General features: G+C 73.8%; 25 protein-coding genes. 14 read left to right on the plus strand and 11 right to left on the minus strand.

Annotated features, from left to right (window positions below):
- Nucleotides 1-98 precede the first annotated feature (98 nt).
- The 4 genes from ACZ619_RS25505 (at nucleotide 99) to ACZ619_RS25520 (ending at nucleotide 1,975) form a co-directional block, all read left to right on the plus strand.
- Nucleotides 99-656 carry a hypothetical protein gene (locus ACZ619_RS25505; RefSeq protein ID WP_469603149.1) on the plus strand — a complete coding sequence of 186 codons (558 nt, stop codon included), beginning with the start codon at nucleotides 99-101 and terminating at the stop codon, nucleotides 654-656.
- Nucleotides 657-687: 31 nt separating this feature from the next.
- Complete coding sequence (locus ACZ619_RS25510; RefSeq protein ID WP_469603151.1) at nucleotides 688-1,113, plus strand: hypothetical protein; 426 nt, start codon at nucleotides 688-690, stop codon at nucleotides 1,111-1,113.
- 70 nt (nucleotides 1,114-1,183) lie between these two features.
- On the plus strand, nucleotides 1,184-1,339 hold the full coding sequence (locus ACZ619_RS25515; protein WP_469603154.1) for a DUF6131 family protein: 156 nt from the start codon (nucleotides 1,184-1,186) through the stop codon (nucleotides 1,337-1,339).
- A 168-nt stretch (nucleotides 1,340-1,507) separates the two neighbouring features.
- Nucleotides 1,508-1,975 carry a cupin domain-containing protein gene (locus ACZ619_RS25520; protein WP_469603156.1) on the plus strand — a complete coding sequence of 156 codons (468 nt, stop codon included), beginning with the start codon at nucleotides 1,508-1,510 and terminating at the stop codon, nucleotides 1,973-1,975.
- A gap of 31 nt (nucleotides 1,976-2,006) precedes the next feature.
- Here the strand turns inward: ACZ619_RS25520 and ACZ619_RS25525 are convergent, their stop codons facing one another.
- On the minus strand, nucleotides 2,007-2,597 hold the full coding sequence (locus ACZ619_RS25525; protein ID WP_469603159.1) for a helix-turn-helix transcriptional regulator: 591 nt from the start codon (nucleotides 2,595-2,597) through the stop codon (nucleotides 2,007-2,009).
- A 137-nt stretch (nucleotides 2,598-2,734) separates the two neighbouring features.
- Nucleotides 2,735-5,791 carry an AfsR/SARP family transcriptional regulator gene (locus tag ACZ619_RS25530; protein ID WP_469603162.1) on the minus strand — a complete coding sequence of 1,019 codons (3,057 nt, stop codon included), beginning with the start codon at nucleotides 5,789-5,791 and terminating at the stop codon, nucleotides 2,735-2,737.
- 242 nt (nucleotides 5,792-6,033) lie between these two features.
- Between ACZ619_RS25530 and ACZ619_RS25535 the strand changes: the two genes are divergently transcribed.
- Nucleotides 6,034-9,384 carry an AfsR/SARP family transcriptional regulator gene (locus tag ACZ619_RS25535; RefSeq protein ID WP_469603164.1) on the plus strand — a complete coding sequence of 1,117 codons (3,351 nt, stop codon included), beginning with the start codon at nucleotides 6,034-6,036 and terminating at the stop codon, nucleotides 9,382-9,384.
- Nucleotides 9,385-9,584: 200 nt separating this feature from the next.
- On the opposite strand, the gene ACZ619_RS25540 is transcribed toward ACZ619_RS25535, so the two are convergent.
- Nucleotides 9,585-10,373, minus strand: a complete 789-nt coding sequence (locus ACZ619_RS25540) for an SDR family NAD(P)-dependent oxidoreductase (protein ID WP_469603167.1) — start codon at nucleotides 10,371-10,373, stop codon at nucleotides 9,585-9,587.
- Between the two features lie 148 nt (nucleotides 10,374-10,521).
- On the opposite strand from ACZ619_RS25540, the gene ACZ619_RS25545 reads away from it, so the two are divergent.
- From ACZ619_RS25545 to ACZ619_RS25560, 4 genes are all read left to right on the plus strand, one after another.
- Complete coding sequence (locus tag ACZ619_RS25545) at nucleotides 10,522-11,316, plus strand: alpha/beta hydrolase (RefSeq protein ID WP_469603170.1); 795 nt, start codon at nucleotides 10,522-10,524, stop codon at nucleotides 11,314-11,316.
- Between the two features lie 145 nt (nucleotides 11,317-11,461).
- A complete protein-coding gene (locus ACZ619_RS25550; RefSeq protein ID WP_469603172.1) occupies nucleotides 11,462-12,547 on the plus strand; it encodes an alpha/beta fold hydrolase in 1,086 nt (361 codons plus the stop codon).
- A gap of 210 nt (nucleotides 12,548-12,757) precedes the next feature.
- On the plus strand, nucleotides 12,758-13,837 hold the full coding sequence (locus ACZ619_RS25555) for a C40 family peptidase (protein ID WP_469603175.1): 1,080 nt from the start codon (nucleotides 12,758-12,760) through the stop codon (nucleotides 13,835-13,837).
- A 4-nt stretch (nucleotides 13,838-13,841) separates the two neighbouring features.
- Nucleotides 13,842-14,771 carry a hypothetical protein gene (locus ACZ619_RS25560; RefSeq protein ID WP_469603178.1) on the plus strand — a complete coding sequence of 310 codons (930 nt, stop codon included), beginning with the start codon at nucleotides 13,842-13,844 and terminating at the stop codon, nucleotides 14,769-14,771.
- An 88-nt stretch (nucleotides 14,772-14,859) separates the two neighbouring features.
- On the opposite strand, the gene ACZ619_RS25565 is transcribed toward ACZ619_RS25560, so the two are convergent.
- Together ACZ619_RS25565 and ACZ619_RS25570 are read right to left on the minus strand one after the other, a co-directional pair.
- The gene (locus tag ACZ619_RS25565) at nucleotides 14,860-15,222 is read right to left on the minus strand and encodes a carboxymuconolactone decarboxylase (RefSeq protein ID WP_469603179.1); all 363 of its coding nucleotides are present in this window, start codon (nucleotides 15,220-15,222) and stop codon (nucleotides 14,860-14,862) included.
- Between the two features lie 100 nt (nucleotides 15,223-15,322).
- Entirely contained in the window at nucleotides 15,323-15,643 is a 321-nt protein-coding gene (locus ACZ619_RS25570; RefSeq protein WP_469603182.1) for a hypothetical protein, read from the minus strand.
- Nucleotides 15,644-16,051: 408 nt separating this feature from the next.
- On the opposite strand from ACZ619_RS25570, the gene ACZ619_RS25575 reads away from it, so the two are divergent.
- From ACZ619_RS25575 to ACZ619_RS25590, 4 genes are all read left to right on the plus strand, one after another.
- Complete coding sequence (locus ACZ619_RS25575; protein WP_469603184.1) at nucleotides 16,052-17,029, plus strand: ATP-binding cassette domain-containing protein; 978 nt, start codon at nucleotides 16,052-16,054, stop codon at nucleotides 17,027-17,029.
- Nucleotides 17,026-17,868 (plus strand): ABC transporter permease, encoded by an 843-nt coding sequence (locus tag ACZ619_RS25580; protein WP_469603187.1) that lies wholly within the window; start codon nucleotides 17,026-17,028, stop codon nucleotides 17,866-17,868. Before ACZ619_RS25575 ends, ACZ619_RS25580 begins: the two co-directional genes overlap by 4 nt.
- Nucleotides 17,869-18,096: 228 nt before the next feature.
- Complete coding sequence (locus tag ACZ619_RS25585) at nucleotides 18,097-19,383, plus strand: sensor histidine kinase (RefSeq protein WP_469603295.1); 1,287 nt, start codon at nucleotides 18,097-18,099, stop codon at nucleotides 19,381-19,383.
- Complete coding sequence (locus ACZ619_RS25590; RefSeq protein ID WP_469603188.1) at nucleotides 19,380-20,048, plus strand: response regulator; 669 nt, start codon at nucleotides 19,380-19,382, stop codon at nucleotides 20,046-20,048. The genes ACZ619_RS25585 and ACZ619_RS25590 overlap by 4 nt, the downstream gene beginning before the upstream one ends.
- A gap of 75 nt (nucleotides 20,049-20,123) precedes the next feature.
- On the opposite strand, the gene ACZ619_RS25595 is transcribed toward ACZ619_RS25590, so the two are convergent.
- The 6 genes from ACZ619_RS25595 to ACZ619_RS25620 all read right to left on the minus strand — a co-directional run bounded on the left by ACZ619_RS25595 (nucleotide 20,124) and on the right by ACZ619_RS25620 (nucleotide 25,691).
- The gene (locus ACZ619_RS25595; protein ID WP_469603191.1) at nucleotides 20,124-21,266 is read right to left on the minus strand and encodes an LLM class flavin-dependent oxidoreductase; all 1,143 of its coding nucleotides are present in this window, start codon (nucleotides 21,264-21,266) and stop codon (nucleotides 20,124-20,126) included.
- A gap of 29 nt (nucleotides 21,267-21,295) precedes the next feature.
- On the minus strand, nucleotides 21,296-22,480 hold the full coding sequence (locus ACZ619_RS25600; protein ID WP_469603194.1) for an SfnB family sulfur acquisition oxidoreductase: 1,185 nt from the start codon (nucleotides 22,478-22,480) through the stop codon (nucleotides 21,296-21,298).
- A 4-nt stretch (nucleotides 22,481-22,484) separates the two neighbouring features.
- On the minus strand, nucleotides 22,485-23,042 hold the full coding sequence (gene ssuE / locus ACZ619_RS25605) for an NADPH-dependent FMN reductase (protein ID WP_469603197.1): 558 nt from the start codon (nucleotides 23,040-23,042) through the stop codon (nucleotides 22,485-22,487).
- Nucleotides 23,043-23,104: 62 nt separating this feature from the next.
- A complete protein-coding gene (locus ACZ619_RS25610; RefSeq protein ID WP_469603200.1) occupies nucleotides 23,105-24,322 on the minus strand; it encodes an acyl-CoA dehydrogenase family protein in 1,218 nt (405 codons plus the stop codon).
- 28 nt (nucleotides 24,323-24,350) lie between these two features.
- Entirely contained in the window at nucleotides 24,351-25,466 is a 1,116-nt protein-coding gene (sfnG, locus tag ACZ619_RS25615) for a dimethylsulfone monooxygenase SfnG (RefSeq protein WP_469603202.1), read from the minus strand.
- Nucleotides 25,467-25,607: 141 nt separating this feature from the next.
- Nucleotides 25,608-25,691: a putative leader peptide gene (locus ACZ619_RS25620; RefSeq protein WP_350760414.1), complete on the minus strand. Its 84-nt coding sequence runs from the start codon at nucleotides 25,689-25,691 to the stop codon at nucleotides 25,608-25,610.
- 137 nt (nucleotides 25,692-25,828) lie between these two features.
- On the opposite strand from ACZ619_RS25620, the gene ACZ619_RS25625 reads away from it, so the two are divergent.
- Nucleotides 25,829-26,758, plus strand: a complete 930-nt coding sequence (locus ACZ619_RS25625; protein WP_469603204.1) for a LysR family transcriptional regulator — start codon at nucleotides 25,829-25,831, stop codon at nucleotides 26,756-26,758.
- Nucleotides 26,759-26,810 lie beyond the last annotated feature (52 nt).

The raw sequence follows: 26,810 nt of genomic DNA on the forward strand, positions 1-26,810 counted from the left end.
GTGATCTCACTTCACGCAAAGTCTTTCCACGCCTCGGAATATTCGAGGCAGATGGGGTACCCGGAGGGCATCGACTCATCGGAAAGGAGGTCGGTCCGATGTCTACCAGCACGATTCTGGCGATCGTCATTCCCGTCGCGGTGGTCGTCGTGCTGATCGCACTGGCTCTGGTCCACTTCCAGCGGCGCAGGGCGCTGCGCAAGCGGTTCGGTCCGGAGTACGACCGGACGGTCGAGGGCGCGGACAGCCGGCTGGCCGCGGAGCGCGAGCTGAGCACCCGCGAGAGGCGACACGACAAGCTCGACATCAAGCCGCTGCCCGACGGTCTCCGGGAGCGCTACACCCGGGACTGGGACGGCGTGCAGCACGAGTTCGTCGACCGGCCCGAGGACGCCGTGCATGACGCGGACCGGCTGGTGACCTCGTTGATGGAGGCGCGCGGCTACCCCACCGGGGACTACGACCAGCAGCTCAAGGATCTCTCGGTGGAGCACGGCCGCACCCTGGAGCACTACCGGGCCGCCCACGAGATCGACGCGCTCAGCAGCGCCCACGAGGCCACCACCGAACAGCTGCGCAGCGCCATGGTGCACTACCGCGCGCTCTTCGACGAACTTCTCATCGACGGCGGTCAGAGCCGCCACGCCACGGCCTGACCCGCGGGCGGCCGGATCCGACGGAGACGACATGGAACGCGACCACACACCGCACACGACCGACACCGGACTGTCCACCGAGGACCTCATACGGCCCCGTGGGACGGCCACGGAACAGAACAGCGACCCGACGCCGCCGGTCTACCCCGGCGAGGGCGACGAACGGCCCGCCGTGGACGCGGACGAGATGCCGCGGCTGCTGACGTCCCACGACGAGGAGGACTTCCGCAAGCGCTGGGAGAAGGTCCAGATCGCGTTCGTCGACGACCCGCGCAACGCCGTGGAGGACGCCGACAGCCTGGTCGCGAACGTCATGCGGACGCTCGCCACGACCTTCGACGACCACAAGAAGGAGCTCGAGGAGCAGTGGAACCGGGGCTCGGACGCCGACACGGAGGCCATGCGTACGGCGCTGCGTCACTACCGCTCGTTCTTCAACCGCCTGCTGACCACCTGAGCGGCCCGGCAGGCCTCCACCCCACCCTCACCAGCGGCCGCCCCCTCGGCCGGAGAGAGAGGAGAAGGCAATGATCGCCCTCGGCGTCATCCTCCTCATCCTCGGATTCGTCTTCAACATCGGCATCCTGTGGACGATCGGGATCATCCTGCTCGTGATCGGGCTGATCCTGTTCCTGCTGGGCTCCTTCGGCCACGCGGTCGCCGGCCGACGCCACTACTGGTAGCCGTACGACGAAGAACCCCGCACGCGCCACCGCCGGGTGCCCGGCGGACCACCAGGTCCGCCGGGCACCCGGCGCGACGCCGTCGAGACGGGTGACTACGCGGTTGCGTGGGGCGGGTGGGCGGGCGGGCTCGTAGCTTCGTTCCCCACCAAGGAATGGAGCACGCCCATGACCGACTTCGCCGCCTCCGGTACGGCCGGTGAACCCTTCTGGTTCCTCGGGGGACAGACGCGCATCCACGTACCGGGGGCCTGGACGAACCGGACGATGTCCGTTCTCGAGTTCTCCGAGACCCAGGGGCAGGCGCCGCCGCTGCACATCCACGACGGGGAGGACGAGGTGTGGATCGTCCTGGACGGGGAGATCAGCTTCTTCGTCGGTGACAAGCGCTACGACCTGGGCGCGGGCGAGATCGCGTACGGGCCGCGGGGTGTTCCGCACAGCTATCTCGTCCGGTCGCCGCGGTCGCGCATGGCCGCCGTCTTCGCGCCCGCCGGTATCGAGGAGTGGTTCCGCAAGAACGGCTCGCCGGTCACGGACCTCGACGGCGCGCCCGCGCTGTTCGACATCGACGCCATCGTGGCGTCGGCGCAGGAGTTCCAGCTCCGGGTCGCCGGACCGCCGCCCACGGCGTGACGCCGGTCTCCGCGCCGGGCCGGCGCGTTGCTCAGCGCGCGGGCTCTTCCGCGCCCGGCCGTGCCGACCTGGCGAGCAGCGCGGCGAGTTCGACGCGCGACCGCAGCTCCAGCTTCTGGAAGACGTGCCGCAGGTGGTAGTCGACCGTGTGGGGCGAGAGGAAGAGCGCTGACGCGGCCTCCCGGTTGGTCAGTCCCCTGGCGACCTGTTCGGCGACGCGCCGCTCCGCGACCGTGAGGGCCGCCCAGCCGCGGGCGGCCCCCGTGTCCCCGGGCGACGGCGGTGGCGGCGGCGCGGTGCCGTCCCGGTGGAGCCAGACGAGGGCGCCCAGCAGGGCCCCGCCGTCCCGGACCGCCTGGCAGTGGTCCGCGCGGACGCCGGAGGGCAGGACGACGGACGAGCCCGTCCGTTCGGAGCGGCCGGCCAGTTCCCGGCTCGCCCACTCCCACAGGGCGGGCCGGTCCACGGAGCGGAGGATGCCGGCGGCCGCGGAGTTGACGAACATCGTCCGGGAGTCGACGGCGGCGATCGGTCCCCTGATCTCCCGTCGTACCCGCAGGAAGTGCTGGTGCAGGGCGCGGGAGGCCGGAGCGGCCGTCCTGCCGCCAGGCGAAGTAGGCACGGTTTCCCCCCACCGGAATCCGGCTGGTCGGTCGGCTGCGAGCGGTGTTTCTCCCCCGACGGGTGACGGTAGGCCGGGTGGGGTGCGCAATCCGTGCCGAGAAGGTGAACGTGCCCGCCGGCCGGTGGCCGCCGCCGTCAACCGCGGTGCGGCGCACCGGAGTCGGAGGCGGTGTGGGCGGTGGAGCGGCCGAGCTTGTCGCGTACCGGCTCGGCGTCGGGGTGGGCGATGGTGTCGAGGATGTCCAGTGCCCGACGCCAGGCGTCCGCGGCCTGTTCCGGGGCGCCGTGGGCCTCCCAGGCGTCGCCGATGTGGACGAGTGTGTCCGCCTCCAGGTAGTCGTCGTGGATCTCGCGGTACGCGGTCAGCGCGTGGGTGTAGCAGACGAGGGCCTGCCGGTGGCGGCCGAGGTGGTGGTGGGCATAGCCGAGGCTGTCCCAGGCGGCGGCCTCCCCGTTGCGGTCGCCGAGCAGCCGGTGCATGGTGATCGCCTGCCGGCAGTCGTCCACCGCCTCGTCGTAGGCGCCGAGCAGGATGTGGGTCCAGCCGACCTCGTTGCAGATGGCCGCCTGTCCGCCGCGGTGGCCGGCCTGCCCGTACAGCGTGTGGGCCTCGCGGTAGTGGTCGAGCGCCTCGTGGTGACGGCCTCGGCGGTTGGCCTGGAAGGCGAGGTAGCGGTGGACGCGGCCCTGCCCGGGTGAGTCGCCGATGGCGGCGAACAGCTCCCGTGCGGCGAAGAGGTGCTCGCCCGCTTCGGCGGGCCGCTCCAGACGCCCGTTGACGAAGCCGAGGGCGCGGTGCGCGTGGGCGCGTCCCGGCAGGTCGCCCAGTCGCTCGGCGGCCCGCAACGCGGCTGTCTGGACGGCGAGTTGGTCCGGCCATCGGCCGTGCCGGTCGAGGAAGAGCTCCAGTGTCGCGGCCAGCCGCCAGCAGTGGGCGCCGAGGCCGGACCGGGCCGCCTCGTGCACGGCCGCGAGGAGGACGGGACGCTCGGTGTTCAGCCAGCCCGCGGCCGCCTCCCGGCTGCCGAAGGCGACCGGAGCGGCTCCGGGGGCGGCCGGGGGCGGGGCGAGGCGTTCCCGGTGCGGGGCGAGCAGGCTGTCGGCCCGGTGGGCGGTGTGCAGGAGGTGGTCGAGGAGCCGGTGCCGGGCGGCGTCCCGGTCCTCGGGTCCGTCGTGGGCGTCCGCCAGCTCCGCCGCGTAGATCCGCAGCAGTTCGTGGGAGCCGAACCGGCCCGGCGAGCGCTGGGTGAGCAGGTGCGCCCCGACCAGTTCGGCGAGCAGCGGGCGTACGTCCTTGGCGGGCAGGCCCAGCAGGACGGCCGCGGTCGTGGTGGACGCGTCGGGGCCGGGGTGCAGCGCCAGCACGCGGAACAGTCTCGCCGCGGCCGGGGTGAGCGCGTCGTAGGACCAGGAGAACACCGTACGGGGGTCGGTGCCGGGGTCGTCGTGGGCGAAGGCGGCGAGGCTGCCCCGGGTCGCGCGCAGGTCGTCGGCGATGGCGGCGAGGCGCCAGTCGGGGCGGGCCGCCGCACGGGCGCCGACGACGGCCAGGGCGAGCGGCAGGGAGCCGCACAGCGCGGCGATCTCGTCGGCCGCCTCCGGTTCCCCGGCGACCCGGTCGGCGCCGAGCCGTCCGGCGAGGAACTCCCTGGACTCCGCGGCGGTCAGGAGGTCGAGCGAGAGGGGGTGGGCGCCGTCCACGGCGACCAGGGCGTGCAGGTGGTTGCGGCTCGTGATGACGACGAGGCAGCCGGCGGCGCCCGGCAGGAGCGGGCGGACCTGCTCCGTGTCGCGCGCGTTGTCCAGCAGCACCAGGACCCGGTGGCCGGCCAGCAGACTCCGGTAGAGGGCGGCCTGGGCGTCCAGGCCGGCCGGTATGCGGTGCGCGGGGACGCCCAGGGCGTCGAGGAAGCCGCGGATCACCTCGGCGGGATCCGCTACCGCGGCCGACGGGGCGAAGCCGCGCAGGTCGGCGTAGAGCTGCCCGTCGGGAAAGCGGTCGGCGACCTGGTGGGCCCAGTGCACCGCCAGGCTGGTCTTGCCGACGCCCGCCATCCCGCCGATGGCGCTGATCACCACGGTGTTCTGCCGTTCACCCGGTGGCGCCAGGAGGGCCCGCACCCGAGCCAGTTCGGCTTGACGGCCGGTGAACAGGCCGAGATCCGGGGGGAGTTGTGCGGGACGGATGATGCGGGGGGTGGGGGTGGGGGCGCCGGTGGGGGTGGGGGCGAGGGGGGCGGTGGGGACGGGAGCGGCGGTGGCGGTGGGGGCGGGGGCGCCGGGAGCGCCGGGAGCGCCGGGAGCGCCGGGAGCGCCGGGAGCGCCGGGAGCGCCGGGAGCGCCGGGAGCGCCGGGAGCGCCGGGGGCGCCGGGGGCGCCAGTGACGGTGGCGGTGGTGCCATCGGCGGTTGCGGTGGGGGTGCCGGTTGCGGTTGCGGTGGGGCGCGGTAGCCGCCGCTCGGCGGCGCGGAGCTCCGGTCCCGGGTCCAGGCCCAGCTCGCCGTCGAGGCGGGCGGTGACGGCCCGGTAGGCGTCACGCGCCTCGGCCCGGTGCCCGGTCACCGCGAGCGCCGTGACCAGCGCGGCGTGCAGCACCTCGTCCAAGGGGTGGGCGGCGGCGGCCCGTTCGAGGACCGGCAGCAGCTGCCCGGCGTACTCCGGTCCGGCTTCGAGGGCCACGGCGGCGGCCTCCTTCACCGCGGCCGGATGCTCCCGGTCGACCGCCGCGAAGACGGGGTGCGCGCGCACCTCCGGGGGGATTCCCGAGGCCGCGGGGCCGTGCCAGAGGGCGAGCGCCTCGATCAGCGACGCGGTGGCCCGCGCGGGGTCGCCCGAGTTCCGGGCCGCCCGCGCCTCGTCGCGCAGGGCGCGGAACCGCTGGAGGTCCGACTCCCCCGCGTCGAGCGTCAGCCGGTAGCCTCCGGAGCCGCGCTGGAGCCGGCTCGACGCGGTCCGTCCGGACGCGTCGGCGGCCAGCAGCCTGCGCAGCGAACCGGCATGACGGCGCACCACGTTGACGGAGCTGACCGGCGCGCGCTCGCCCCACAGCACATCGACGATCTCGGGGACGGGGACGGGCTCGCCCGCGCGGGCCAGGAGCAGTGCCAGCAGGGCTCGCTGCTTGGGCGGCCCCGGGTTCAGTTCCGTTTCGCCTCGCCAGGCTCTGACGGGCCCCAACACCGTGAAGCGCACGGTTCGGAGTCTATTACGTCGGCAATTGGACCGGATCGGCCTTGATCACTTTCCGACCTTGATCGTTTCCCGGGTCCGGGCCCGTCCCCCGCCCCACGGGCCGGGGTACTGTGAGCCGGAGGCGGGGCGGGCCTCGGAATGGGGAGATGCGGGACCGTGGCGCGCTACGCGTACAGCAGGGCGAGAGCATGTCCGGGCACCGGCTCGCGCCACGCCGGTCATCGCGCCCGGCCGGTCGCCGTATGACGAACTCGGCCGATGAGCAGGGGACTTGGGCCGGACGGACGGCAGACGTCCCCGGCGGGCGGGAGCGCCGGCCGGCGGCGGAGCAGGTGCGGTTCGCCGTGCTGGGCCCGGTGCGCGCCTGGCGGGCCGGTGCCGAACTGCGTCTGGGACCGCCGCAGCAGCAGGCGTTCGCGGCGCTGCTGCTGGCGAACGCCGGCCGGCCCGTCGGTGTCGCGGAGGTCGTCGACACGCTGTGGGGGCAGGACCCGCCGTCGAGCGCGGTGAACGTCGTACGCCGTTACGCGGGGGCTCTGCGCCGGGTGCTGGAGCCGGGGCTGCCCCGGATGGCCGCCGGGCGGTGGCTGCTGCGGGAGGGCCTCGGCTACCGGCTGGACGTCGGTGTCGACACGCTCGACCTGCTGCGCTTCCGTGAACTGCGCGCGCGGGCCCGGGAGGCCGACCGGGCGCGGGACCCGAGCCTCGCCGTCGAGTCGTACGGGCGGGCCCTGGCGCTGTGGCGCGGCCGTGCGGCGGCCGGGACACCGGACCGGGTCCGCGGCCATCCCGTGTTCGCGGGGCTCGACGGCGAACGTCTGGCCACGGCCAAGGAGGCCGCCGACGCGGCCCTGCGCTGCGGCCGCGCCGAACCGGTGCTGGCCCATCTCCAGTCCCTGGCGGACGGCCATCCCCTCGACGAACCGCTGCACGCCCGCCTGATCCGGGTGCTGGCCCTCGCGGGGCAGCAGGCGCGGGCCCTGGAGACGTACCGGCGGATCCGGGCGCTGCTGGCCGAGGAGCTGGGCGTCGAGCCCTCCCCCGAACTGCTGGCCGCGCACCACGAGGTACTGACCGGCCGACGCGACGCGCTGCCCGGCCGACGCGACCTGCTACCCGGCCAACACGGTCTGCCGCCAGGCCAATACGACGCGCCGCCGGGCCAACACAGCCTGTCGTCAGACCAATACGACGCGCTGCCCGGCCGGCGGGAGGTGCCGCCGGGCCAGCGCGGTCTGCCGCCAGACCAATACGACGTACTGCCTGGCCGACGCGAGGCGCTGCCGGGCCAACACGACCTGCCGCCGGGCCGGCGCGAGGTGTTGAGCGTGCGGTTCGTGGCGGGGTCGGTCGGGGGCTTGGGTGCCGAGGCGTCGGCCGGGTGGGCCGACGTGGCTCCCGCGACGGCGCCCCCGGCCCATGACGACCTGCTGGTGCCGCTCCCCCGCCCTGCCCAACTCCCGGCCGCCTACGAGCACTTCGCGGGCCGCGAGGCCGAGGTCGACCACATGCTGCGGCACCTTCCGGCCGCCCCGGGCCCCGGTGGAGCCGGGGCGACCATGGTGATCAACGCGATCGGCGGCATGGCCGGGGTGGGCAAGACGACCCTGGCCGTCCAGGTCGCCCACCGGGTGACGGACCGGTTCCCGGACGGCCAGCTCTACGTCAACCTGCGGGGGTTCGACCTCAACGGCGCGGCCATGGACCCGGCGGAGGCCGTCCGCGGTTTCCTGGAGGCCCTGGGCGTGAGCCGCAAGCAGATGCCCGACGGCCCGGACGCCCAGACGGCCCTGTACCGGAGCCTGCTCGCCGACCGCCGTGTCCTGGTCCTGCTGGACAACGCGCGCGACGCCGACCAGGTGCGTCCGCTGCTGCCCGGCGCCGCCGGCTGCCTGGTCCTGATCACCAGCCGCAACCGGCTGACGAGCCTGGTGGTGGCCGGCGGCGCGCACCCGCTCACCCTGGACCTGCTGTCGCCGAAGGACGCCAGGCAGTCGCTCGTACGACGCCTCGGGGCCGCCCGGGTGGCCGCCGAACCCGAGGCCGTCGACACGGTCGTCGCCCTGTGCGGCGGTCTGCCGCTGGCGCTGTCGGTCATCGCGGCCCGCGCCCTGATGAACCCGACGTTCCCGCTGTCCGGCATCGCGGCCGAACTCGTCGAGGCGAACGGAAGCCTCGACGCCTTCGACGGCCTCGACGCCACGACGGACGTGCGGACGGTCTTCGGCTGGTCGTACCGGACGCTGACCGCCGAGGCGGCCCGGCTGTTCCGGCTCCTGTCCCTGCACCCCGGGCCGGACATCGGGACGCACGCGGCCGCCGCGCTCGCCGACCGGCCGGCCGCCCGGGCCCGTGGCCTGCTGGCCGAACTGACGCGCACGCACCTCCTCACCGAGGAGGCGCCGGGCCGGTACCGCTTCCACGACCTGCTGCGCGCGTACGCCAGCGAACTCGCGCGCGCCGAGGACGGGACGGGCGACAGCGCGTCCGAACGGCACGACGCGCGGCGCCGCATGCTCGACCACTACCTGCTCACCGCGCACGCCAGCGCCGCCCTGCTCGATCCGGCGGGGCTCTTCCCCGCGCCGGACACGACACCGCACACGACACCGCACACGACACCGGGCACGACACCGGACACGGCACCCGAGAAGATGTCCGACACGACGTCCGACACGACCTCCGACACCGCGCCCGGCGCTTCGCCTGGCAGGGCGGGCACCCCGGTGCCGCTGGCCGACGCCGAGGCCGCCCTCCGCTGGTTCGGCACCGAGCGGCTCGTGCTGCTGGAGGTGACCCGGCAGGCGGCTGAGGAGGGGCCCGGCGGCCACGCCTGGCGGCTGGCGCGGCTGCTGGACCCGGTGCACGAACGGTTCGGGCACTGGCACGACTGGGCGGACCTCCAGCGCATCGCCCTCGCCACCGCCCGGCGGCTCGCGGACCCCGTCGGCGTCGCGCACGCCCACGGCGGCCTCGGGCGGGCCTGTTCCCTGCTCCGCCGCTACCCGGAGGCCGAGGACCACCTGCGCCGGGCCCTGTCCCTGTTCGAGGAGCTGGGCGACGACCTCGGCCAGGCGCACACGCGACGCGCCCTCGGCTGGGTGATGACCCGTGCCGGGCGGCACGACGAGGCGATACGCCACACCCGGCACGCCCTGGACCTCTACCGCGCCGCCGGGCACCTGAGCGGGCAGGCGGACGCGATGAACGCGATCGCCTGGTACGAGGCGGTCCTCGGCGACCACCACAGGGCGATGGCCGACGCCGTACGGTCGCTCACCCTGTACCGGCGGATGGGCGACCCCGGCGGCTCGAACGAGGCGAACGCCTGGGACACGCTCGCCTACGCCCACCACCATCTGGGCAACTTCGGCCGGGCGCGCACCTGTTACCGGCGGGCCATCGGCATGCTGCGCGGGATCGGCGACCGCTTCAACGAGGCCGGCAGCCTGGTCCGGCTCGGCGACACCCACGAGGCGACCGGCGACGACGCGGCGGCCCGTACGGCGTGGGCACAGGCCCACGACATCCTCACGGAGATCGACCCCCCGTGGGCGGCCGAGGTGCGGGCCAAACTCCGGTCCGCGCCGTGACGTACGCACGGCCGACGACACACAGCCGACGACGCACGCCCCACGCCCGACGGCGCACGCCCAACTGCCGAAGGCCCACGACCCACGACCCACGCCGCACGCCCGACGACCCACGCCCGACGACCCACACCCCGCGCCCCGCGCCCCGCGCCCCACGACCCTCACCCCGCGCCCCACGCCCCACGACGCATAGCCATGGCTCAGAGCATGTCGCTCAGGCCGCCGTCGACGACGAAGTCGGCTCCGGTCACGTTGGCCGACTTGTCGCTGGTGAGCAGGAGGACCAGGTCGGCGACCTCCTCGGGGCGGGTGAAGCGGCCGGTCACCGACTGTTCGGCCGCCTTGCGGGCCACCGCCCCCGACTCGCCCCCGTTGAGGCGCGCGAGCGACTCGGCGACCCCGTGCTCGCCGAGCCACAGGTCGGTCGCCACCGGCCCAGGGCTGACGGTGTTGACGCGGATCCGCCGGGGCCCGAGCTCCTTCGAGAGCGACTTGCTGAAGCTGGCGAGCGCCGCCTTGGCCGCGCTGTAGTCGATGACCACGGGGTCGGGCAGCGTCGCGTTGACGGACGACACCGTCACGATCGAGCCGGCGCCGGCTTCGAGCAGCAGCGGCAGCGCCTCCCGGGTCGTGCGGACCGCCGAGAGGAAGTTGATCTCGAAGGTGGCGAGCCAGTCGAGGTCGGTGACCGACTGGAAGCCGCCGGTCCGCGGATGCACCGCGCCCACGTTGTTGACCAGGATGTCGAGGCCGCCGTACGCGCCGGCGGCGGCGTCGACCAACGCGGCCGGTCCGTCCGGTGTCGCGAGGTCCACCGCCACCGGCAGGACGTGGTGCTCGTCGGCCAGCCGCCGCAGTCCGTCGCCGACGTGGCGCGCGCCCGCCGTCACGCTCACGCCCTCGGCGGCGAGGGCGCGCACGACCGCGAGTCCGATGCCCCTGCTCGCACCGGTGACGACGGCGCGCTTGCCCTGAAGGTTCAGATCCATGCGGGAGGACGCTAGGCGGACCGCGCCCCGGTCACCCCACGCGAACACGTGGGGTGACCGGGGCCGGACTTTCCTACCGTCGTCGGTGCACCCGAATCCGTGAGGAGCCCGCGATGACCCCACCCCGAACGATTCCGGAGGCCGCGTCATGACGCCGCGGCCCGTCGTGCTGATCCACGGCCTGTGGCTGCACGCGACATCCTGGACGCCCTGGAACGACCGCCTGCGAGAAGCGGGTTACCTGCCGCTGGCCCCCGGCTGGCCCGGGGAGCCCGCGACCGTCGAGGAGGCACGGGCCCATCCCGACCGGGTCGCCGGCCACGGCATCGACGACGTCGTCGAGCACTACGCGAAGGTCATCGACGGCCTGGACGTCAAGCCGGTCGTGATCGGGCACTCCTTCGGCGGGCTGATCGCCCAGAAGCTCCTGGGCCTGGACCTGGCGGAGGCCGCCGTGGCCATCGACGCCGCACCGGTCAAGGGCGTTCTGCCGCTGCCGCTGTCCTCGCTGCGCTCGGCGCTGCCGGTGCTCCGGAACCCCGGCAACCGGCGTCGGGCCGTGTCCCTGACCGAGGAGCAGTTCCGGTTCGCCTTCGGCAACACGCTCACGGCGGAGGAGTCCCGGCGGCTCCACGCGGAGTGGGCCGTCCCCGCGCCCGGAAAGCCCCTCTTCGAGGCCGCCACCGCCAACTTCAGCCCGCGTTCCCCCGCCGCGGTCGACACCCGCAACGCCACCCGCGGCCCGCTGCTGCTCGTCGCGGGCGGCAGGGACCACACCGTGCCGGAGGTCGTCACCCGGGCCACCCTCAAGCAGTACCGGGACTCCGCCGCCGTCACGGACCTGCGCGCGTTCCCGGACCGGGGGCACTCCCTGACCATCGACCAGGGCTGGCGCGAGGTCGCCGACGCCTGTCTGGCCTGGCTGGCCGCCCGCTCCCTCTGAGCCCCGGCGACCGGACCCACCGACCGCCGTCCCTCTCCCCCGGACCCCGCCCTCCGACCACTCCGACCACCCCCGACCACCCCCGACCACCCCCGACCACCCACCCATGGCGCCGTTCGCCCGGTCGCCGCGGATTGGAGCCCCTGTGCCCCGAAGCCCCCTGAGCCCCGGAGACCCGCTGGACCGGGCCGCCGGCCGGCCCTCCCCGAGAACCCGCCGAGGGCTCGTCGTCGGGCTCCTGAACCTGGCGGTGCTCGGCCCGCTCGCCGGCGCCACCGCCCGGGCCGCGACCACCGCGCCGACCACGCCCACGCCGGCGTCCGCGTCCGCGCCGGACGGCGACGACGACGACACGTACGTCGGCGGGGAACCGCGCGTCCCGGCCGGCTTCACCGAGCAACGGGTGCGGGTCGGGGATGTCGGCATCAACTACGTGCGCGGCGGCCACGGCCCGACCCTCGTCCTGCTGCACGGCTTTCCGCAGACCTGGTACGAATGGCGCGACCTGCTGCCGGAGCTGAGCCGGCACTACACCGTCATCGCCCCCGACCTGCGCGGCGCGGGCAGGAGCGACGCCCCCGCCGACGGCTACGACAAGAAGACACTGGCCGCAGACCTCCACGGTCTGCTGCACGAGATCGGACTCGACCGGGACATCCGGCTCGTGGGGCACGACATCGGGACGATGGTCGCCTACGCCTACGCCGCCGCGCACCCCGACCGGGTCCGGAAGCTGGTCCTCAGCGAGGCACCCGTCCCCGACGACGGCCTCTACGAGCACCCGTCGCTGACCCGACAGGGCCCGGGCGCCTGGCACTTCGGGTTCTTCGCCCTGGAGAACGGCCTGCCGGAGAACCTGATCAAGGGGCACGAGGAGGTCTGGGTCGGCGGCTTCATCGACTCCCTGGAGGTGCGCAAGGGCGCGGTCGGACCGGCGCAGGTACGGGAGTTCGCCCGGTACCTCCGCGACCCCGCCCATCTGCGGGCGAGCCTCGAATGGTTCCGGGCCTTCCCCCAGGACATCGCCGACAACGCCGAGTACCGCAGGACCGCGCTCACCATGCCGGTCCTGGCCATCGGCGCGAGCAACAGCCTCGGTGAGGCGGTCGCCACCCAGGTGAGCTCCTACGCCGACGACGTCACCGGCGCCGTGATCGCCGACTCCGGCCACTGGATCTACGAGGAGCACCCCGCCGAACTCACCCGGCGCCTGCTGGACTTCCTGAACTAGCCGCCCACGCGCCCGACGGGCCACGGTTCTTGTCGCCCCCCTGGGAATCCCTCGGGGGCGATTCCCTTTGCCCCCGGGCTCGTTGGCACTGTGACCGGATACGACAGGTTGACACGCGTGGGGACATGGGGGTCAGCCGTACGGAGGGAGGTACTGTGTTCGAGGCTCGAACGGTCGTCCGTCTGAGCCGCCTGCACGCGACCTCTCACAATGGAGCTGATCAACGTGTCGACCGGCGGCGGACGGCTGCGGAGCCGGGCCACCTTAGCAGCCCTCGTCTGTGCGATCACCCTTCTTCCCGGCCCCAGTTACGCGGCTCCGGGCGAACCCGACCCGCAGAACGACAAGTCGATCGAGGACATCCAGACCGAACTGAACGGCCTCTACCGCGCGGCGGAGGTGGCCACCGAGGCGTACAACACGGCGGACGTGAAGGCGGCCGGGCAGGAGAAGCGGCTGTCGTCGCTCCGCAAGCAGCTGGCCCGTTCCGAGAGCCGGCTGACCAGCCTGCACGACCTCGCGGGCGCGGCCGCGCGGACGCAGTACCGGGGCGGCAACCTGGAGTCCACCGGCATCCAGTTGCTGCTCGGCGACCACCCGGAGACGGCGCTCGACGAGGCGTCCCAGGCCCGGCAGGCCCTGCGCAGCCTGGTCAACGTCTCCGAGGAACAGAAGAAGGCCCGCGCGGAGTTGAGCAGGCAGACCGATGCCGCCGCGGAGAAGCTGCGGGACCTGCGGGCCAGCCGCGCGGACAAGGCCGAGGCGAAGGGGAAGATCGAGAAGAAGATCGCCGAGGCCGAGCGGATCGAGGCGGGGCTGAAGAAGGACCAGACCCGCGAACTGGCCCGGCTGGAGCAGGAAGAGGCGAAGGAGGCCGAGTCCAAGTGGACCGGCGACGGCACCTCCGCCGGGCACGGATCGAGCGGCGGGACCCAGGTGAGCGGCGCCGCCGCGAAGGCCGTCGACTTCGCGCTGGCGCAGATAGGCAAGCCGTACGTGTGGGGCGCCGTGGGCCCCTCGTCGTACGACTGCTCGGGGCTCACCTCCACCGCGTGGGCGGCGGCCGGGCACCCCATCCCCCGTACCTCGCAGGCACAGTGGCAGGGACTGACCCGGGTCAGTCTGTCCTCGGTGCGGCCCGGAGACCTGATCATCTACTACGACGCCACGCACGTGGGCATGTACATAGGGAACGGCCAGATCGTGCACGCCCCGCGGCCCGGACGCACGGTCACGACCGCCCCCGCCGCCTCCATGCCGATAGTCGGTGTGGTCCGACCCGGAGTCTGAGCGGATGAGCTACTCACTGACACCCCGTGGCGAGGGAAACCTGCCCGCACTCAGCGCGCCGCCGCTGATCCGGCTCGACGCCTATGTGGCCGAGGACGGGTCGACGGTGGTCAACGGCCACTACCTGGACATGGGCGGCACCCGGCCCCCCAACGAGACGATCCTCGACGCCATCGCCATGTTCGCCCGCACCCTGCGGGCCCCGGTGGCGGCCACCGTCATCGACCGCACCGTGCAGCAGGTGGCGCGGCTGCGGGTGTACCCGGACGGCTCCAGCCGGACCATCGCCGAGGACGAGGACCTGCCGCCTGGCCGGGAGCGCACGGCGGCGGAGGAGGAGTCCTTCCCGCCGCTCGCCCGCGTCGAGCGGATCATCCAGCACGCGCAGCGCGAGGAGCTGCACACCGCGTTCGTCCTCGCCAGCGCGCTGCGGGAGCACCTCACGCTGCGCCGGGGCGCGGAGGACGAACTCTCGCTGGAGGCACGGGCGATCGAGGCGTACCTCGCGTATCTGCGGGGCGACTACATGCTCTCCACCGTGCTGGCGCTGACCGTCGCCCGCATCCGCTGCCGCACCGACCTGAACCGGGCGGCGCCCGAGGTGGCCCGCGCCACCGCGGCCTGGCAGCGGCTGCTGGACGACGGCCAGGTGACGACCCGGGGGCAGGAGCTGCTGCACATGTGGAACCACCTGTCGGCGGAGGGCCTGCTGCTGGAACCGGCCCACCAGGTCATGGCCCAGGCCGTCCGCAGCCGGCTCGAACGGCGCGGGGCGGCCCTGCCGTCCGCGGCCGGGGCAGCGGCGGTGACCGGGGCGCCCGCCGTGACCGCGGGCGAGGGGCCGGTGGCGCCGGAGGACGCGCCGCTGAGGCCGACCCGCCGGGGTCTGCGCCGCTTCACCCGGCGGGCCGGCCGGTCCGCCGAGTCGTCCTAGCCGCCACCCGCCCACCCGCCCGGACGCGGATGTCCCGTGGCCCCGCCCAGGGGCCACGGGACATCCGCGTTCCGGCCCGCGTCCCGCCTCAGGTGGTGCCGCGGCTCTGCGCCTCGGCCTGGGCGATCGCCTCGGCCTCGCTGTCGGCCAGCGCGAGCGCGACACCGAAGGCCTGGGCGATGTGGCCCGCGGCCGACATGACCCGGGCCGTGCCCACGACCGGCGCGATCGCGACGAGGAGGTCCTGCAACTGCTCGACGGTGAACTGGGCCTTGATCGCGGGGTTGATGTGGGCCAGGTAGGAGATCGCGGGCGCGTCCATGGCCACGAGCGCCGCGATGCGGCTGAGGATGAGCGTGCGCTCGTCCATGTGGCAGTGCTCGATGGAGTCGATGGTCATCGCGGCGATCGTGTCGAGGACGGGAGTGTCGAACTCGGGTGCGGTAGCCATGGTGGAGTGCCTTCCGGTGCCGTTGGGTGCGAGACGCTCACCCGCTCGGTGCGGGTCCCCCCTTGAAAGCCCGGCGTTGACCCATCCAGGTTAGGCACCCTCAGGCGGGGACGCTCGTCGTGGCGGCGGGCGGCCGCAGGGTCACGGTGACCTCCGGTGCGTCGGGGGCGCCGTCGGTGTGCCAGGTCAGCAGGCCCGCTTCGGCGAGCGACCGCAGGGCCAGACCGAGCCGGCCGGGTTCCGTGCCCAGCGCGCGGGCCGCGAGGTGGAGGGGGAAGGTGACGGTACTGGCCTGGCGTACGGGGCTGGTGTCGGAGACCAGGTCGACGAGCAGACCGGCGAGCCGGTCCCCCTGGGGCACTCTCCTGGCGCTGACCGCCCAGCGCAGGACCCAGTTGTCGGGCGTCGAGGGTGTGTGCATTCCGGTCCGCCTTCCCGCCGGTCGCTCCGGCCGGCACGGCTTCACCCGGCATGCACGGAGTCATGAAGAGTTCATCCCGTTGATGTCCATATTCCACCTTTGCGTAACCTTGCGCGACAGAGCCCGGCCCCGCGTTCCGCGTCCGCGCCGCGGCCGGCCGTACGGCGCCCGGTCCGCCGCTCAACGCGCGCAACCGCCGCTGCCGTTGCTGCCCGCGACCACCACCGGCCCGTTCCCGCGGGCCCGGGAACCGCGCACCGCCCGGCCGGGCGTAGTACCGCGGTACCACGGGGGCGCCCCCGTTCAGCCCCCGGTACGACCAGGTCGGGGCGGTTGCGGACTTAGCGTGGCTCAGAGGCGTCGGATCCGAGGGTCCGGGGGACGCCGAGTCCGAGAGAAAGAGCTCCGATGATCGACGCACGGCAGCTGACCAAGAGATACGGCGAGAAGACGGCCGTGGACGGCCTGGAATTCGTCGTGAAGCCGGGTACGGTGACCGGCTTCCTGGGGCCCAACGGGGCGGGGAAGTCCACGACGATGCGGATGGTCGTCGGGCTGGACGCCCCCACCGCCGGGTCCGTCACGGTGAACGGCCGGCGCTACGCCCGGCACCGGGCGCCGTTGCAGGAGGTCGGCGCCCTCCTGGAGGCCCGGTCGATCCACCCGGGCCGCTCGGCCTGCAACCACCTCAGGGCGCTGGCCCTGACGCACGGCATCCCGCGCCGCCGGGTCGACGAGGTCATCGACCTGGCCGGGCTGGGCAGCGTGGCGAAGAAGCGGGCCGGTGCCTTCTCGCTCGGCATGGGACAGCGGCTCGGAATCGCCGCGGCCCTGCTGGGCGACCCGCAGACCGTGATGCTCGACGAACCCGTCAACGGGCTGGACCCCGAGGGCGTGCTCTGGATCCGGAACCTGCTGACGTCGCTGGCCGGGGAAGGGCGCACGGTGTTCGTGTCGTCCCACCTGATGAGCGAGATGGCGCTGGTCGCGGACCATCTGATCGTCGTCGGCCGGGGCCGGCTGCTGGCCGACACGACCGTACGGGACCTGGTGCGCGAGGCGGGCGGTGACACCGTGCACGTGGCCACGCAGGACCCGGCGCGGCTGCGGGACGTCCTGGCGGGCCCGCAGGTCGCGGTCTCCGGGCGGATCGGCTCCGAGGAGCTGGAGGTGACCGGGCTGACGGCGCGCGAGATCGGGCTGAAGGCCGCCGAGCACGGGATCGCGCTGTTCGAGCTGAGCACCCGGCAGATGTCGCTGGAACAGGCGTTCATGGACCTGACCAAGGACGCCGTGGAGTACCACGGCGCCACCGCCGCCGACGGCACCACCGCCGGCGAGACGTCCGGCGAGACCCCCGACGACTCCCTCGGGAGGACGGCATGAGCACCCTCACCGCCACCACCCCCGACGCGCCGCCCGCCGCGGCCGCCCGCCCGGCCTACCGGGTGACCGGCCGGCGCGTGCTGGCCTCGGAATGGGCCAAGCTCTGGTCGCTGCGGTCCACCTGGATCACGCTCGGGCTGGGCCTGCTGTTCCTGGTCGCGTTCGGGCTGATCGCGTCGAGCCGGTACCGGTCCGGGATCGGCTCCGGCCGGATGGACCCCGACTTCGCCCGCTCCACGGCCCTGAGCCTGTCGCTGTTCGGCACGAACTTCGCCCAGCTGGCGTTGGGCGTCCTCGGGGTGCTGGTCACGGCCGGCGAGTACTCGACCGGCATGATCCGCTCCACCCTGGCGGCGGTGCCGCGCCGGCTGCCGGTGCTGTGGTCCAAGGCGGCCGTGTTCGGCCTGGTCGCGCTGGTCATCGGGACGGCCGGGGTGTGCGTCGCCTTCCTGTTCGGCAGCCGGATCGTCTCCGACACGCCCGCGGCGATGGGCTTCTCGCACGCCGGCGTCGTACGCGGTCTGCTGGGCGCCGGCCTCTACCTCGGCATGGTCGGCGTGATCGGCACGGCGCTCGGCGCGCTGCTGCGGTCCGTGGCCGGCGGTATCTCGGTGCTGGTCGCCACGCTGATGCTGATCCCCGGGCTGATCTCCCTGCTGCCCAGTTCCTGGCGGGACGACATCAGCCCCTACCTGCCGAGCAACGCGGGCGAGTCGATGTTCGCCCTGACCCACGACGCCACCACGCTGTCGCCCGGGGCCGGACTGCTGGTCTTCCTCGGCTGGACCGCGCTCGCCCTGGCCGGGGCCGCCTACCGGCTGCTGCGCAGCGACGTCTGACCCCCGCATGATGGGCAGGTGAGCCCCGTGACCCCTGTGACCCCCGTGACCTCCCAGGCCAACGCACCCGCAGCACCCGCCGCGCCCGCCGCGTCTTCCGGGCAGCCCGTGTCAGCCACGTCCGCCGGGTCCGCCGGGTCCACCACGTCCGTCGGGAATCCCGGCGCGGACTTCGGCACGGACCTCGGCGGGGATCTCGGCACGGACCTCGGCGCGGACCTCGGCGGGATGGGACCGCTGGTCGCCCGGTTCTCCCGGGTCGGCCAGCGGCTGCGCGGGGCCGACCGGGTGCGTCCGTGGGTGCTGGACACCGCGGTGGTGGTCCTGGTCGTGCTGTTCCTGTGCCTGCCGGACCTGCTGCACGCCCGTGGCGGCATCGGCGTCGGGGACGGTGACGGCGACGGTGACGGGCGGCACCACTTCCGGCTGGTGTTCGTCCGGCTGCCGGTGGCGGAGATGCTCGCGTTCCAGGCGGGGCTCGTGCTTCCCCTGCTGTGGCGGCGGCGCCGGCCCGCGGCCGCCTTCGTCGCCGTCGCGGCGGTCTTCGTCCTCCAGTGGTCGCTGGGCGCGGCGCTGCGCGCCGACGTCGCCCTGTTCGTCGCCCTGTACAGCCTCGCCCTGCACGGGCGGCTGCGGCAGCTGCCCTGGGCCTGCGCGGTGATGGTGGGCGCGATGGTGCTGGTGGCGGCGCGGGCGTCGGCGGCGGTCACCATCGGCGACGCGCTGTTCTTCCTGCTGAGCGCGGCCACCGCGGCCCTCGCGCTCGGGCTGGCGGTCCGTATCCGGCGGGCCCAGCTGGCCGGGCTGCGGGACCGGGCGGCCCGGCTGGAGATAGAGCGCGACCAGCGCAGCAGGCTCGCCGCGGCGGCCGAGCGGGCCCGGGTGGCCCGCGAGATGCACGACATCGTCGGCCACAACCTGGCCGTGATCATCACCCTCGCCGACGCCGGGGCCTACGCCACCGACGTCGCTCCGGCCCGCGGCCGGGAGGCGCTGCACCTGATCGGTGACACGGGCCGGCAGGCCCTCGGCGAGCTCCGACGCGTGCTCGGCGTCCTGCGGGAGGCCTCGGACGGCCCGCGCGCGGAGCCGGAGCTCAGCCCGCAGCCCGGCCTCCTGGATCTCGACGCCCTGTGCGAGGGGGTGCGCTCGGCGGGCCTGGAGGTCGTCTACCGGACCGCCGGCGACGTCGACGCCCTGGACAGCGGGGTGCAGCTGGCGGTCTACCGGATCGTCCAGGAAGCCCTGACGAACACGCTCAAACACGCCGGAACCGGCACCCGTGTGAACCTCGCGATCGTCGTGCGGGACACTCGGCTGACCATCACGGTCCAGGACAGCGGCCCGGCCGGCGCCCCCGGCCGTGGCGGCCCGGTCAACGAGGAAGGACACGGTCTGGTGGGAATGCGCGAACGGGCGGCCCTGTACGGCGGGAGCCTCAGTGCCGGGCCGGCCGGCGCGGGATGGACGGTCGAGGCGATCCTCGACCTCACGCCCCGGGGCGGTGCCCGGTGACGACCGTGCTCGTCGTGGACGACCAGCCGCTCCAGCGGTACGGCTTCCGCCTGCTGCTCGACTCGGTCCCCGAGACGGAGGTGGTCGGGGAGGCCGCGCACGGTGCGGAGGCGGTCCGCAGGACCGCCGAGCTCCGTCCCGACGTCGTCCTGATGGACGTCCGGATGCCCGGCATGGACGGCATCGAGGCCACCCGCCGCATCACGGCCGCGGGCGACCGCTCCCGGGTGCTGGTGCTCACCACGTTCGACCTCGACGAGTACGTCCACGCCGCGCTGCGCGCCGGAGCCAGCGGCTTCCTCCTCAAGGACGCCCGCCCGGAGGAACTCCTCGCCGGCATCCGGGCCGTCGCGCTCGGCGACGCGGTGATCGCGCCCGCCCTCACCCGCCGTCTCCTGCACGAGTTCGCCCACATGGTGCCGCCGCCCTCGGGCGACCCCGGCGAGAACCCGCGGCTGGGCTCCCTCACCGACCGCGAACGCGAGATCCTCGTCGCCATCGGCAAGGGCTGGAACAACGGCGAGATCGCGTCCCACTTCGTGGTCTCGGAGTCCACGGTGAAGACGCACGTCGGCCGGGTGCTGGCCAAGATCGGCGCTCGCGACCGCGTCCAGGCCGTCATCTTCGCCTACGACCACGGACTGGCCCGCCCCCACGCCGGCTGAGACCGCGCACCCGCCGCCGCACCCGCCACCCCCGCCGCCCTCATCGCCCCCGCCGCCCGCACCGCCCCCGGCCGCTCAGGACGCGAACGGCACCTGGGCCGCCGGGGCGGCGGCCGGTGCGAAGGGGTGCTGCCAGACTCCCCCGGCGGCCAGCCGGGGCAGGACGCCCTCGCCGAACCAGTACGCCTCCTCCAGGTGGGGATAGCCGGACAGCACGAACTCCTCGATGCCCAGGGCCGCGTACTCCCTGATGCGGGCGGCGACCTCGTCGTGCGAGCCGACCAGGGCGGTTCCGGCGCCGCCGCGGACCAGCCCGATGCCCGCCCAGAGGTTGGGGTGGATCTCCAGCGCGTCCCGTCGGCCCCCGTGCAGCGCCAGCATCCGCTGCTGCCCCTCGGACTCGCTCAGGGCCAGCCCCTCCTGCACGGACCGCACGGTCTGCGGGTCGAAGCCGTCCAGCAGCCGGCCCGCCTCGGCCCAGGCCTGCTCGGACGTGTCGCGGGTGATGACGTGCAGCCGGATGCCGAACCGCAGGGTGCGGCCCTGCCGTGCCGCCAGTCCCCGGATCCACTCGATCTTCCGCTCGACCTGCGCGGGCGGCTCGCCCCAGGTCAGGTACACGTCGACGTGCCGGGCCGCGATCTCCCCCGCGACCGGCGACGACCCGCCGAAGTACACCTCGGGCACCGGGTCCGGCACCCGGGCCAGCCTCGCGTCCTCGACCCGGAGGTGCTCGCCCGCCAGGTCGACGGTCCGGCCCTGCCACAGCTCCCGGACGATCTGCAGGAACTCGCCGGTACGGCGGTACCGGGCGTCCTTGTCGAGGAAGTCCCCGTAGGCCCGCTGCTCGTGGCTCTCGCCGCCGGTCACCACGTTGAGCAGCAGCCGTCCGCCGGTCTGCCGCTGGAAGGTGGCGGCCATCTGCGCGGCGAGCGTGGGCGAGACGAAGCCGGGCCGGAAGGCGACCAGGAACTTCAGCCGCTCGGTGTGCTGGCTGACCATGGCCGTGGTCAGCCAGGCGTCCTCGCACCAGGCCCCGGTGGGGGTGAGCGCGCCCACGAAGCCGAGGTCCTCCGCCGCCCTGGCGATCTGGCCCAGATAGGCGACCGTCGGGGGCCGGTCGCGTCCGGAGGCCGTCGCCGGGGTGCCGTGGCCGCCGCCGACGACATGGCGGCTGTCCCCGTTGGTGGGCAGGAACCAGTGGAAGGTGAGGGACACGGGGGTCTCCGATCGAAGGGGGCCGGGGGTCACAGGAGGCCGTGGCGGGGCGGCAGCGTGCCGCTCAGCACGTACCGGCCGATGTGCTGGATCTTCCAGCGGGGCGGATCGTGCAGGGTGTGGGTCCGGGCGTCCCGCCAGTGCCGGTGCAGGTTGAGGGAGTCGAGGGCCGACCGGGTGCCGGCCACCTCGAAGAGCGCTCCGGCGACGGTCACCGCCGCCTCGGCCGCCGTCACCTTCGCGGCGGCCACGGCGACCGCCGCCTCGGCGGCCGAGGCGGCGGTGAGGTCGGCGCCGGCCGCGTCGACCGTCCGGGCGGCCTCCCGCAGCAGCGCCTCGGACGCCCGGACCCGGACGGCGAGTTCACCGAAGCGCTGGATCAGCAGCGGGTCCTCGGCGGCGGTCTCCACCCCGCTCTCGAACCAGGGCCGGCTCTTGGTGCGCACGAACTCGGCCGCCTCCGCCAGCGCTCCCCCGGCGATCCCCACGTCGATGGCGGCGTGCAGCAACTGTGCGACCGCTCCGTGGAGTTGGGGCTCGCGGAAGGTGAGGTGGTGGGGCAGCACCCGGTCGGCGGGCACCGGGACGCCGTCCAGCCGGACGGTCCCGCTGGCCGTCGTCCGCTGGCCCATGCCGTCCCAGTCGTCCTCGACGGTCAGGCCGGGGGCGTCCCGGGGGACGTACGCGACGTGCAGGTCGTCGTCCTCGGCGCGGGCCAGGACCGGGATCCAGTGGGCGAAGAGCGCACCGGTGGAGTAGTGCTTGACGCCCGTCAGCCGGAAGGAGCCGTCGGCCCGGCGGGCCAGCCGGGTGCGGATGTCCTGGACGTGCTGGGTACCGGCCTCGGACTGCGCGTTCCCGAAGCGGGCGCCCGCGAGGAGTTCGGCGAAGAAGAACTTGCGCTGTTCCGGCGTTCCCTGACGGCGGATCACGTTGACGTACGCGAAGTGGCTCTGCGGGATCTGCGCGAGGCTGCCGTCGGCCGAGCCGAGCAGCCGGAAGATCTCCGCGATGGCCGGGGCGCCGAGGTCGGCTCCGCCGTGCTCGGCGGGCACGGTCACCGCGAGCAGGCCCGAGGCGGACAGCTGGTCCAATTCGGCTCGGGGCAGCCTGCGTTCGGCGTCGCGTGCGGCGGCCCCGGCACGGAACCCGTCGGCCAGGGCGGTCGCGACGGCGAGCGCCTCCGCCTCGTCGGCGATGACATGCGCGGTCATCGGCTCAGCCCGCCGCGGCCAGCAGGGGCGTACGGCCGGCGAGCGCGGCCGAGAACTGGTCGACGACCGGGGCGAGGGCCTCGGCGGCGGCCGGGGCGAGGGCGAGGGTGCCGTCCTCGCGGACGGCGATGTCCTTGTCGAGGGTGAACCAGCCCTGCACGATGTGGGCGGCGCCCATGGAGTTCAGCACCGGGCGCAGTGCGTAGTCGATGGCGAGGACGTGCGCGACGGAGCCGCCGGTGGCCAGGGGCAGCACGGTCTTGCCGGTGAGGGCGTACTGCGGGAGCAGGTCCAGGAGCGCCTTGAGGACTCCGGAGTACGACGCCTTGTAGACGGGGGTGCCGACCACGACGCCGTCGGCGCGGGCGAACAGCTCGGTGGCCTCGACGATCGCGGGGTGCCGGAAGTCGGCGCCGAGCAGCGCCTCGGCGGGGATGGTGCGGACGTCGAGCGGGATCACCTCGTGGCCCTGGGCGGTCAGTCGCTGGTCCAGGTGGCGCAGCAGGCGGCCGGTGCGGGAGGAGGCGGAGGGGCTGCCGGAGACGGACAGGACGGTGGCCATGGAGCTGCCTCTTTCTGGTGGGGCCGGGCGCCCGCGCGGGGCGGGCGCCCGATGGGGAGCGGTCAGGAGTACCAGGTGGGTTCGGGCAGTTCGCCTTCGAGGACCCAGCGGCCGACCTCGCGGCGCTTGTAGGCGACGGGGTCGTGCAGGGTGTGGACGCGCACGTTGCGCCAGAAGCGGTCCAGGCCCTCGGCGGTGGCCGTGGCGCGGGCGCCGGTGGCCTCGAAGATCCGGTTGCCGGTCTCCAGGGCGACGTCGGTGGCGCGGGCCTTGATCACGGCGACCCGGACCTCGAAGGCGCCGCGGGCCTCCGGGGTGACCGCGTCCGGGTCGTCGTGCAGCTTCTGTCCCTCGGCGGCGACGGCGTCGGCGAGCGCCTCGGCCGCCCAGAGCTTGGCGGTCAGGTCGCCGTAGATGTCGATGACGTACGGCTCGTCGACCGCGCGCTCGTGGCCGCCGTGCAGCCAGGAGCGGGACCTGGTGCGGGTGTAGGCGGCGGCGGTCTCCAGGGCGCCGGCCGCGATGCCCAGGTAGAAGTTGACGAACACCAGCTGGATGGTGGGGACGTTGAGGGTGTTGTAGACGCGCGGCCGGAACTCCTTGTCGACGTACCCGGCGGCCGAGGACCAGGGGGTGCGGACGCCGTCGAGGGTGACGCCGCCGCTCTCGGTGAGCCGCTGGCCGATGTTGTCCCAGTCATCGTGGAAGGTCAGGCCCTCGCTGTCGGACGGGACGATCGCGAAGACGTGCTGGTCGGTGCCGTCCAGGACGCCTTCGAGGACGGTGACGTCGGAGACCCTGCTGCCGGTGGAGAAGGACTTGCGGCCGGTGAAGACCAGGTCGTCGCCGTCCTCGGTGACGACCACGTCCTGGTCGCGGGGGTTGACGGCGCCGCCGAAGAACCACTGGTTGCGGGCGGCCTCGGCCTCGACGTGCTCCCACTGCTCGCGGGTGCCGACCAGCCGGGCGGCCCAGTTCCACAGGTAGTGGTAGCCGAGCAGCTGGCCGATGGAGCCGTCGGCCTTGGCGATCTCGCGGACCACCCGGTAGGCGGTGGGCCAGTCCTGGCCCGCGCCGCCGTGCTCGACGGGGCCGAGCAGGGTGACCAGGCCGGCGTCCTTGAGGAGCCTGACCTCGGCGTGCGGGGTGGCGCCGGCCCGGTCGCGGGCGGCTGCGTCGGTGGCGAGGACGGCGGCGACCTCGGCGGCGCGGGCGATCCACTCGTCGGCGGTGGCGGGGACGGGGCGGGCCTGCCAGTCGGCGGGCGTGACGGTGCTCATGGGGTTGCCTCTTTCGCGGTGTGGGGGGTCAGACGAGGGCGGACTCGGGCTCCGTGTCGGGCAGTCCGGCTTCCAGTTCGCGCACGAGGGGCAGCACGCGCCGGCCGAAGTACTCGACCTCCTCGTGGTAGTGCAGGAAGCCGAGCAGGAGCAGGTCGACGCCGAGCCTGCGGTAGGCGACGATGCGTTCGGCGATCTGCTCGGGGGTGCCGATCAGGCCGGTGCGGAAGCCGTCGTTGTACTGGACGAGGTCCTCGAAGCCGGAGTCCTGCCACATGCCCTTGCCGTCGGCGGTGGACCGGCCGGCCTGCTTCACGGCGGCGCCGAAGCCCTCGACGGCCTCGTTGTCGGCCTTGGCGATGATCTCGCGGAGGGTGTCGCGGGCCTCGGCCTCGGTGTCGCGGGCGATGAGGAAGCCGTTGAGGCCGAACTTCGGTGCCGCTCGGCCGACTTCGGCGGCGGACTTGCGGACGTCGTTGATCTGCTCGATCACTCCGTCGTAGTCCTTGCCGTTGGAGAAGTACCAGTCGGAGACCCGGCCGGCCATGGCGCGGGCGGCGGTGGAGTTGCCGCCCTGGAAGATCTCCGGGTGCGGGCGCTCGGGGGTGTTGAGCGGTTTGGGCTTGAGCGAGAAGTCCCGCAACCGGTAGAAGTCACCGGCGAGTTCGGTGTGGTCCTCGGTCCAGATGCCGCGCAGGGCGGTGATGAACTCCTCGGCCCGCCGGTAGCGTTCGTCGTGCTCCAGCCAGGGTTCGCCGAGGGCGGTGAACTCGCCCTTGAACCAGCCGGAGACGACGTTCACGGCGAAGCGGCCGCCCGAGAGGTGGTCGGCGGTGGCACCGAGCTTGGCGAGGACGCCGGGGTGCCACAGGCCGGGGTGGACGGCGGCGATGACCTTCAGGCGCTCGGTGGCGAGCAGCAGGGCGAGGCTGAAGCTGGTCGACTCGTGCTGGAACTCGGCGCCGTAGCTGGCCATGTAGCGGACCTGGCTGAGCGCGTACTCGAAGCCGTTGTTCTCGGCGAGGACGGCGAGTTCGCGGTTGTAGTCGTACCCCCAGTCGGTGCGTTGTTCGATCTTGCTGGTGACGAGTCCTCCGCTGACATTGGGGACCCAGTAGGCGAATTTCACGGGCGCGGCGGGCATGCGGAACTCCTGTTGCGAGTTTTCGGGCACGCCGGAATTCACAGGGTGCGGGGCGCGGGAAATGCGCGGCACGGTGAATTCGGGCGGGAAAAGGAAGGAGGAGAAGCGGGCGGAGCGCGGCGGATCGCGAGGTGGGAGGGATCAGGCCGCGGCGCAACAGGAGGCGCTGGAGACGCGCGCGAGGTCGACATGGCGTCGCCGCGTGAGGTCCAGTCGCATCTTCATGTCGTCGATGGTCGCAGTCGGCGCCGAGGGCCGTCAAGGAAAACCCGACCGTTCTCGCATCGCGGACCATGGGATTTCACGAACGTGTGACAGGGAAACCCTTGAACGCGTCTCGAATAACCGCGCATTCTGCCGGGGTGCGAACCGAACAGCTGGAATACATAGCGGCCGTGACCCGGCTCGGATCGCTGCGCCGGGCGGCCGACGAACTGCGTCTGTCGCAGCCCGCGCTGAGCGAGACCGTGCGGAACCTGGAGCGGGAGCTGGGTGTCGACCTGCTGGAGCGCAAGCGCACCGGGGCGACGATGAGCACGGCGGGCCAGGAGCTGATGCCGCGGATCGTGGAGGTGCTGGAGGCGGTGGACCGGCTGCGGGCGGCCGCCGGTGAGCAGCACCGCCTGAGCCGGATGGTGCGTGTCGGCACGGTCAACGCGGCGACCGTGCCGCTGCTCATCCCGGTGCTGCGGGACTTCCGGTCCGCGCATCCGGTCACCCAGGTCGAGGTGGTGGGCGCGCAGCAGACGGAGATCCAACGGGGGCTCGCCGAGGGCGGTTTCGACCTCGGGCTCGTCAACCACCTGGACGGCGACGACGTGCCCGCCGGGTTCGAGGCCACCGAACTGCTGCGCGGCCGGCCGGTGGTGTGCGTGCGCCGGGACAGTCCGCTCGCCGCCGGGCCCGAGGTGCCGGTCGACGCACTGCTCTCGGTGCCGCTGATCGCGATGCGCACCGGCTATGTGATGCACCGCTACGTGCACCGGCTGCTGGCGGACCGCACACCGGCCTTCTCGTACTCGACCGACGGCGCCGAGATGGGCAAGCTGATGGTCGCGGAGGGGCTCGGGGCGACGGTGCTGCCGGACTTCAGCGTGGTCGGGGACCCGCTGGAGCGCGCCGGGACGATCGTGTGCCGGCCGCTGGCCGGGGACACCACCCAGGTGGTGCTGATGCTCCAGCGCCGGCGGACCGATTCGGTGCCCCGGGCGGCCCGCGACCTGCACGAGACGTTCGTGCGCCGGGCCCGCGAACTGGGCGGGGGCGGCCCGCCCCCGCCCCCTGGGAGGTGAGGGGTTCCTCCTGGGCGACGGCGGCTTCGCCCGGCCTCCGGTCCCGTGGGAA

Source organism: Streptomyces sp. NPDC104367 (genome assembly GCF_055583825.1).

Coding starts and splice junctions, on each gene's coding strand:
- ACZ619_RS25510 (WP_469603151.1), top strand. CDS start 688: ATGGAACGCGACCACACACCGCACACGACCGACACCGGACTGTCCACC.
- sfnG (WP_469603202.1), bottom strand. CDS start 25,466: ATGCCCGCCGCGCCCGTGAAATTCGCCTACTGGGTCCCCAATGTCAGC.
- ACZ619_RS25545 (WP_469603170.1), top strand. CDS start 10,522: ATGACGCCGCGGCCCGTCGTGCTGATCCACGGCCTGTGGCTGCACGCG.
- ACZ619_RS25580 (WP_469603187.1), top strand. CDS start 17,026: ATGAGCACCCTCACCGCCACCACCCCCGACGCGCCGCCCGCCGCGGCC.
- ACZ619_RS25515 (WP_469603154.1), top strand. CDS start 1,184: ATGATCGCCCTCGGCGTCATCCTCCTCATCCTCGGATTCGTCTTCAAC.
- ACZ619_RS25570 (WP_469603182.1), bottom strand. CDS start 15,643: ATGCACACACCCTCGACGCCCGACAACTGGGTCCTGCGCTGGGCGGTC.
- ACZ619_RS25540 (WP_469603167.1), bottom strand. CDS start 10,373: ATGGATCTGAACCTTCAGGGCAAGCGCGCCGTCGTCACCGGTGCGAGC.
- ACZ619_RS25620 (WP_350760414.1), bottom strand. CDS start 25,691: ATGAAGATGCGACTGGACCTCACGCGGCGACGCCATGTCGACCTCGCG.
- ACZ619_RS25555 (WP_469603175.1), top strand. CDS start 12,758: ATGGAGCTGATCAACGTGTCGACCGGCGGCGGACGGCTGCGGAGCCGG.
- ACZ619_RS25575 (WP_469603184.1), top strand. CDS start 16,052: ATGATCGACGCACGGCAGCTGACCAAGAGATACGGCGAGAAGACGGCC.
- ACZ619_RS25560 (WP_469603178.1), top strand. CDS start 13,842: ATGAGCTACTCACTGACACCCCGTGGCGAGGGAAACCTGCCCGCACTC.
- ssuE (WP_469603197.1), bottom strand. CDS start 23,042: ATGGCCACCGTCCTGTCCGTCTCCGGCAGCCCCTCCGCCTCCTCCCGC.
- ACZ619_RS25610 (WP_469603200.1), bottom strand. CDS start 24,322: ATGAGCACCGTCACGCCCGCCGACTGGCAGGCCCGCCCCGTCCCCGCC.
- ACZ619_RS25585 (WP_469603295.1), top strand. CDS start 18,097: ATGGGACCGCTGGTCGCCCGGTTCTCCCGGGTCGGCCAGCGGCTGCGC.
- ACZ619_RS25520 (WP_469603156.1), top strand. CDS start 1,508: ATGACCGACTTCGCCGCCTCCGGTACGGCCGGTGAACCCTTCTGGTTC.
- ACZ619_RS25600 (WP_469603194.1), bottom strand. CDS start 22,480: ATGACCGCGCATGTCATCGCCGACGAGGCGGAGGCGCTCGCCGTCGCG.
- ACZ619_RS25505 (WP_469603149.1), top strand. CDS start 99: ATGTCTACCAGCACGATTCTGGCGATCGTCATTCCCGTCGCGGTGGTC.
- ACZ619_RS25535 (WP_469603164.1), top strand. CDS start 6,034: ATGACGAACTCGGCCGATGAGCAGGGGACTTGGGCCGGACGGACGGCA.
- ACZ619_RS25565 (WP_469603179.1), bottom strand. CDS start 15,222: ATGGCTACCGCACCCGAGTTCGACACTCCCGTCCTCGACACGATCGCC.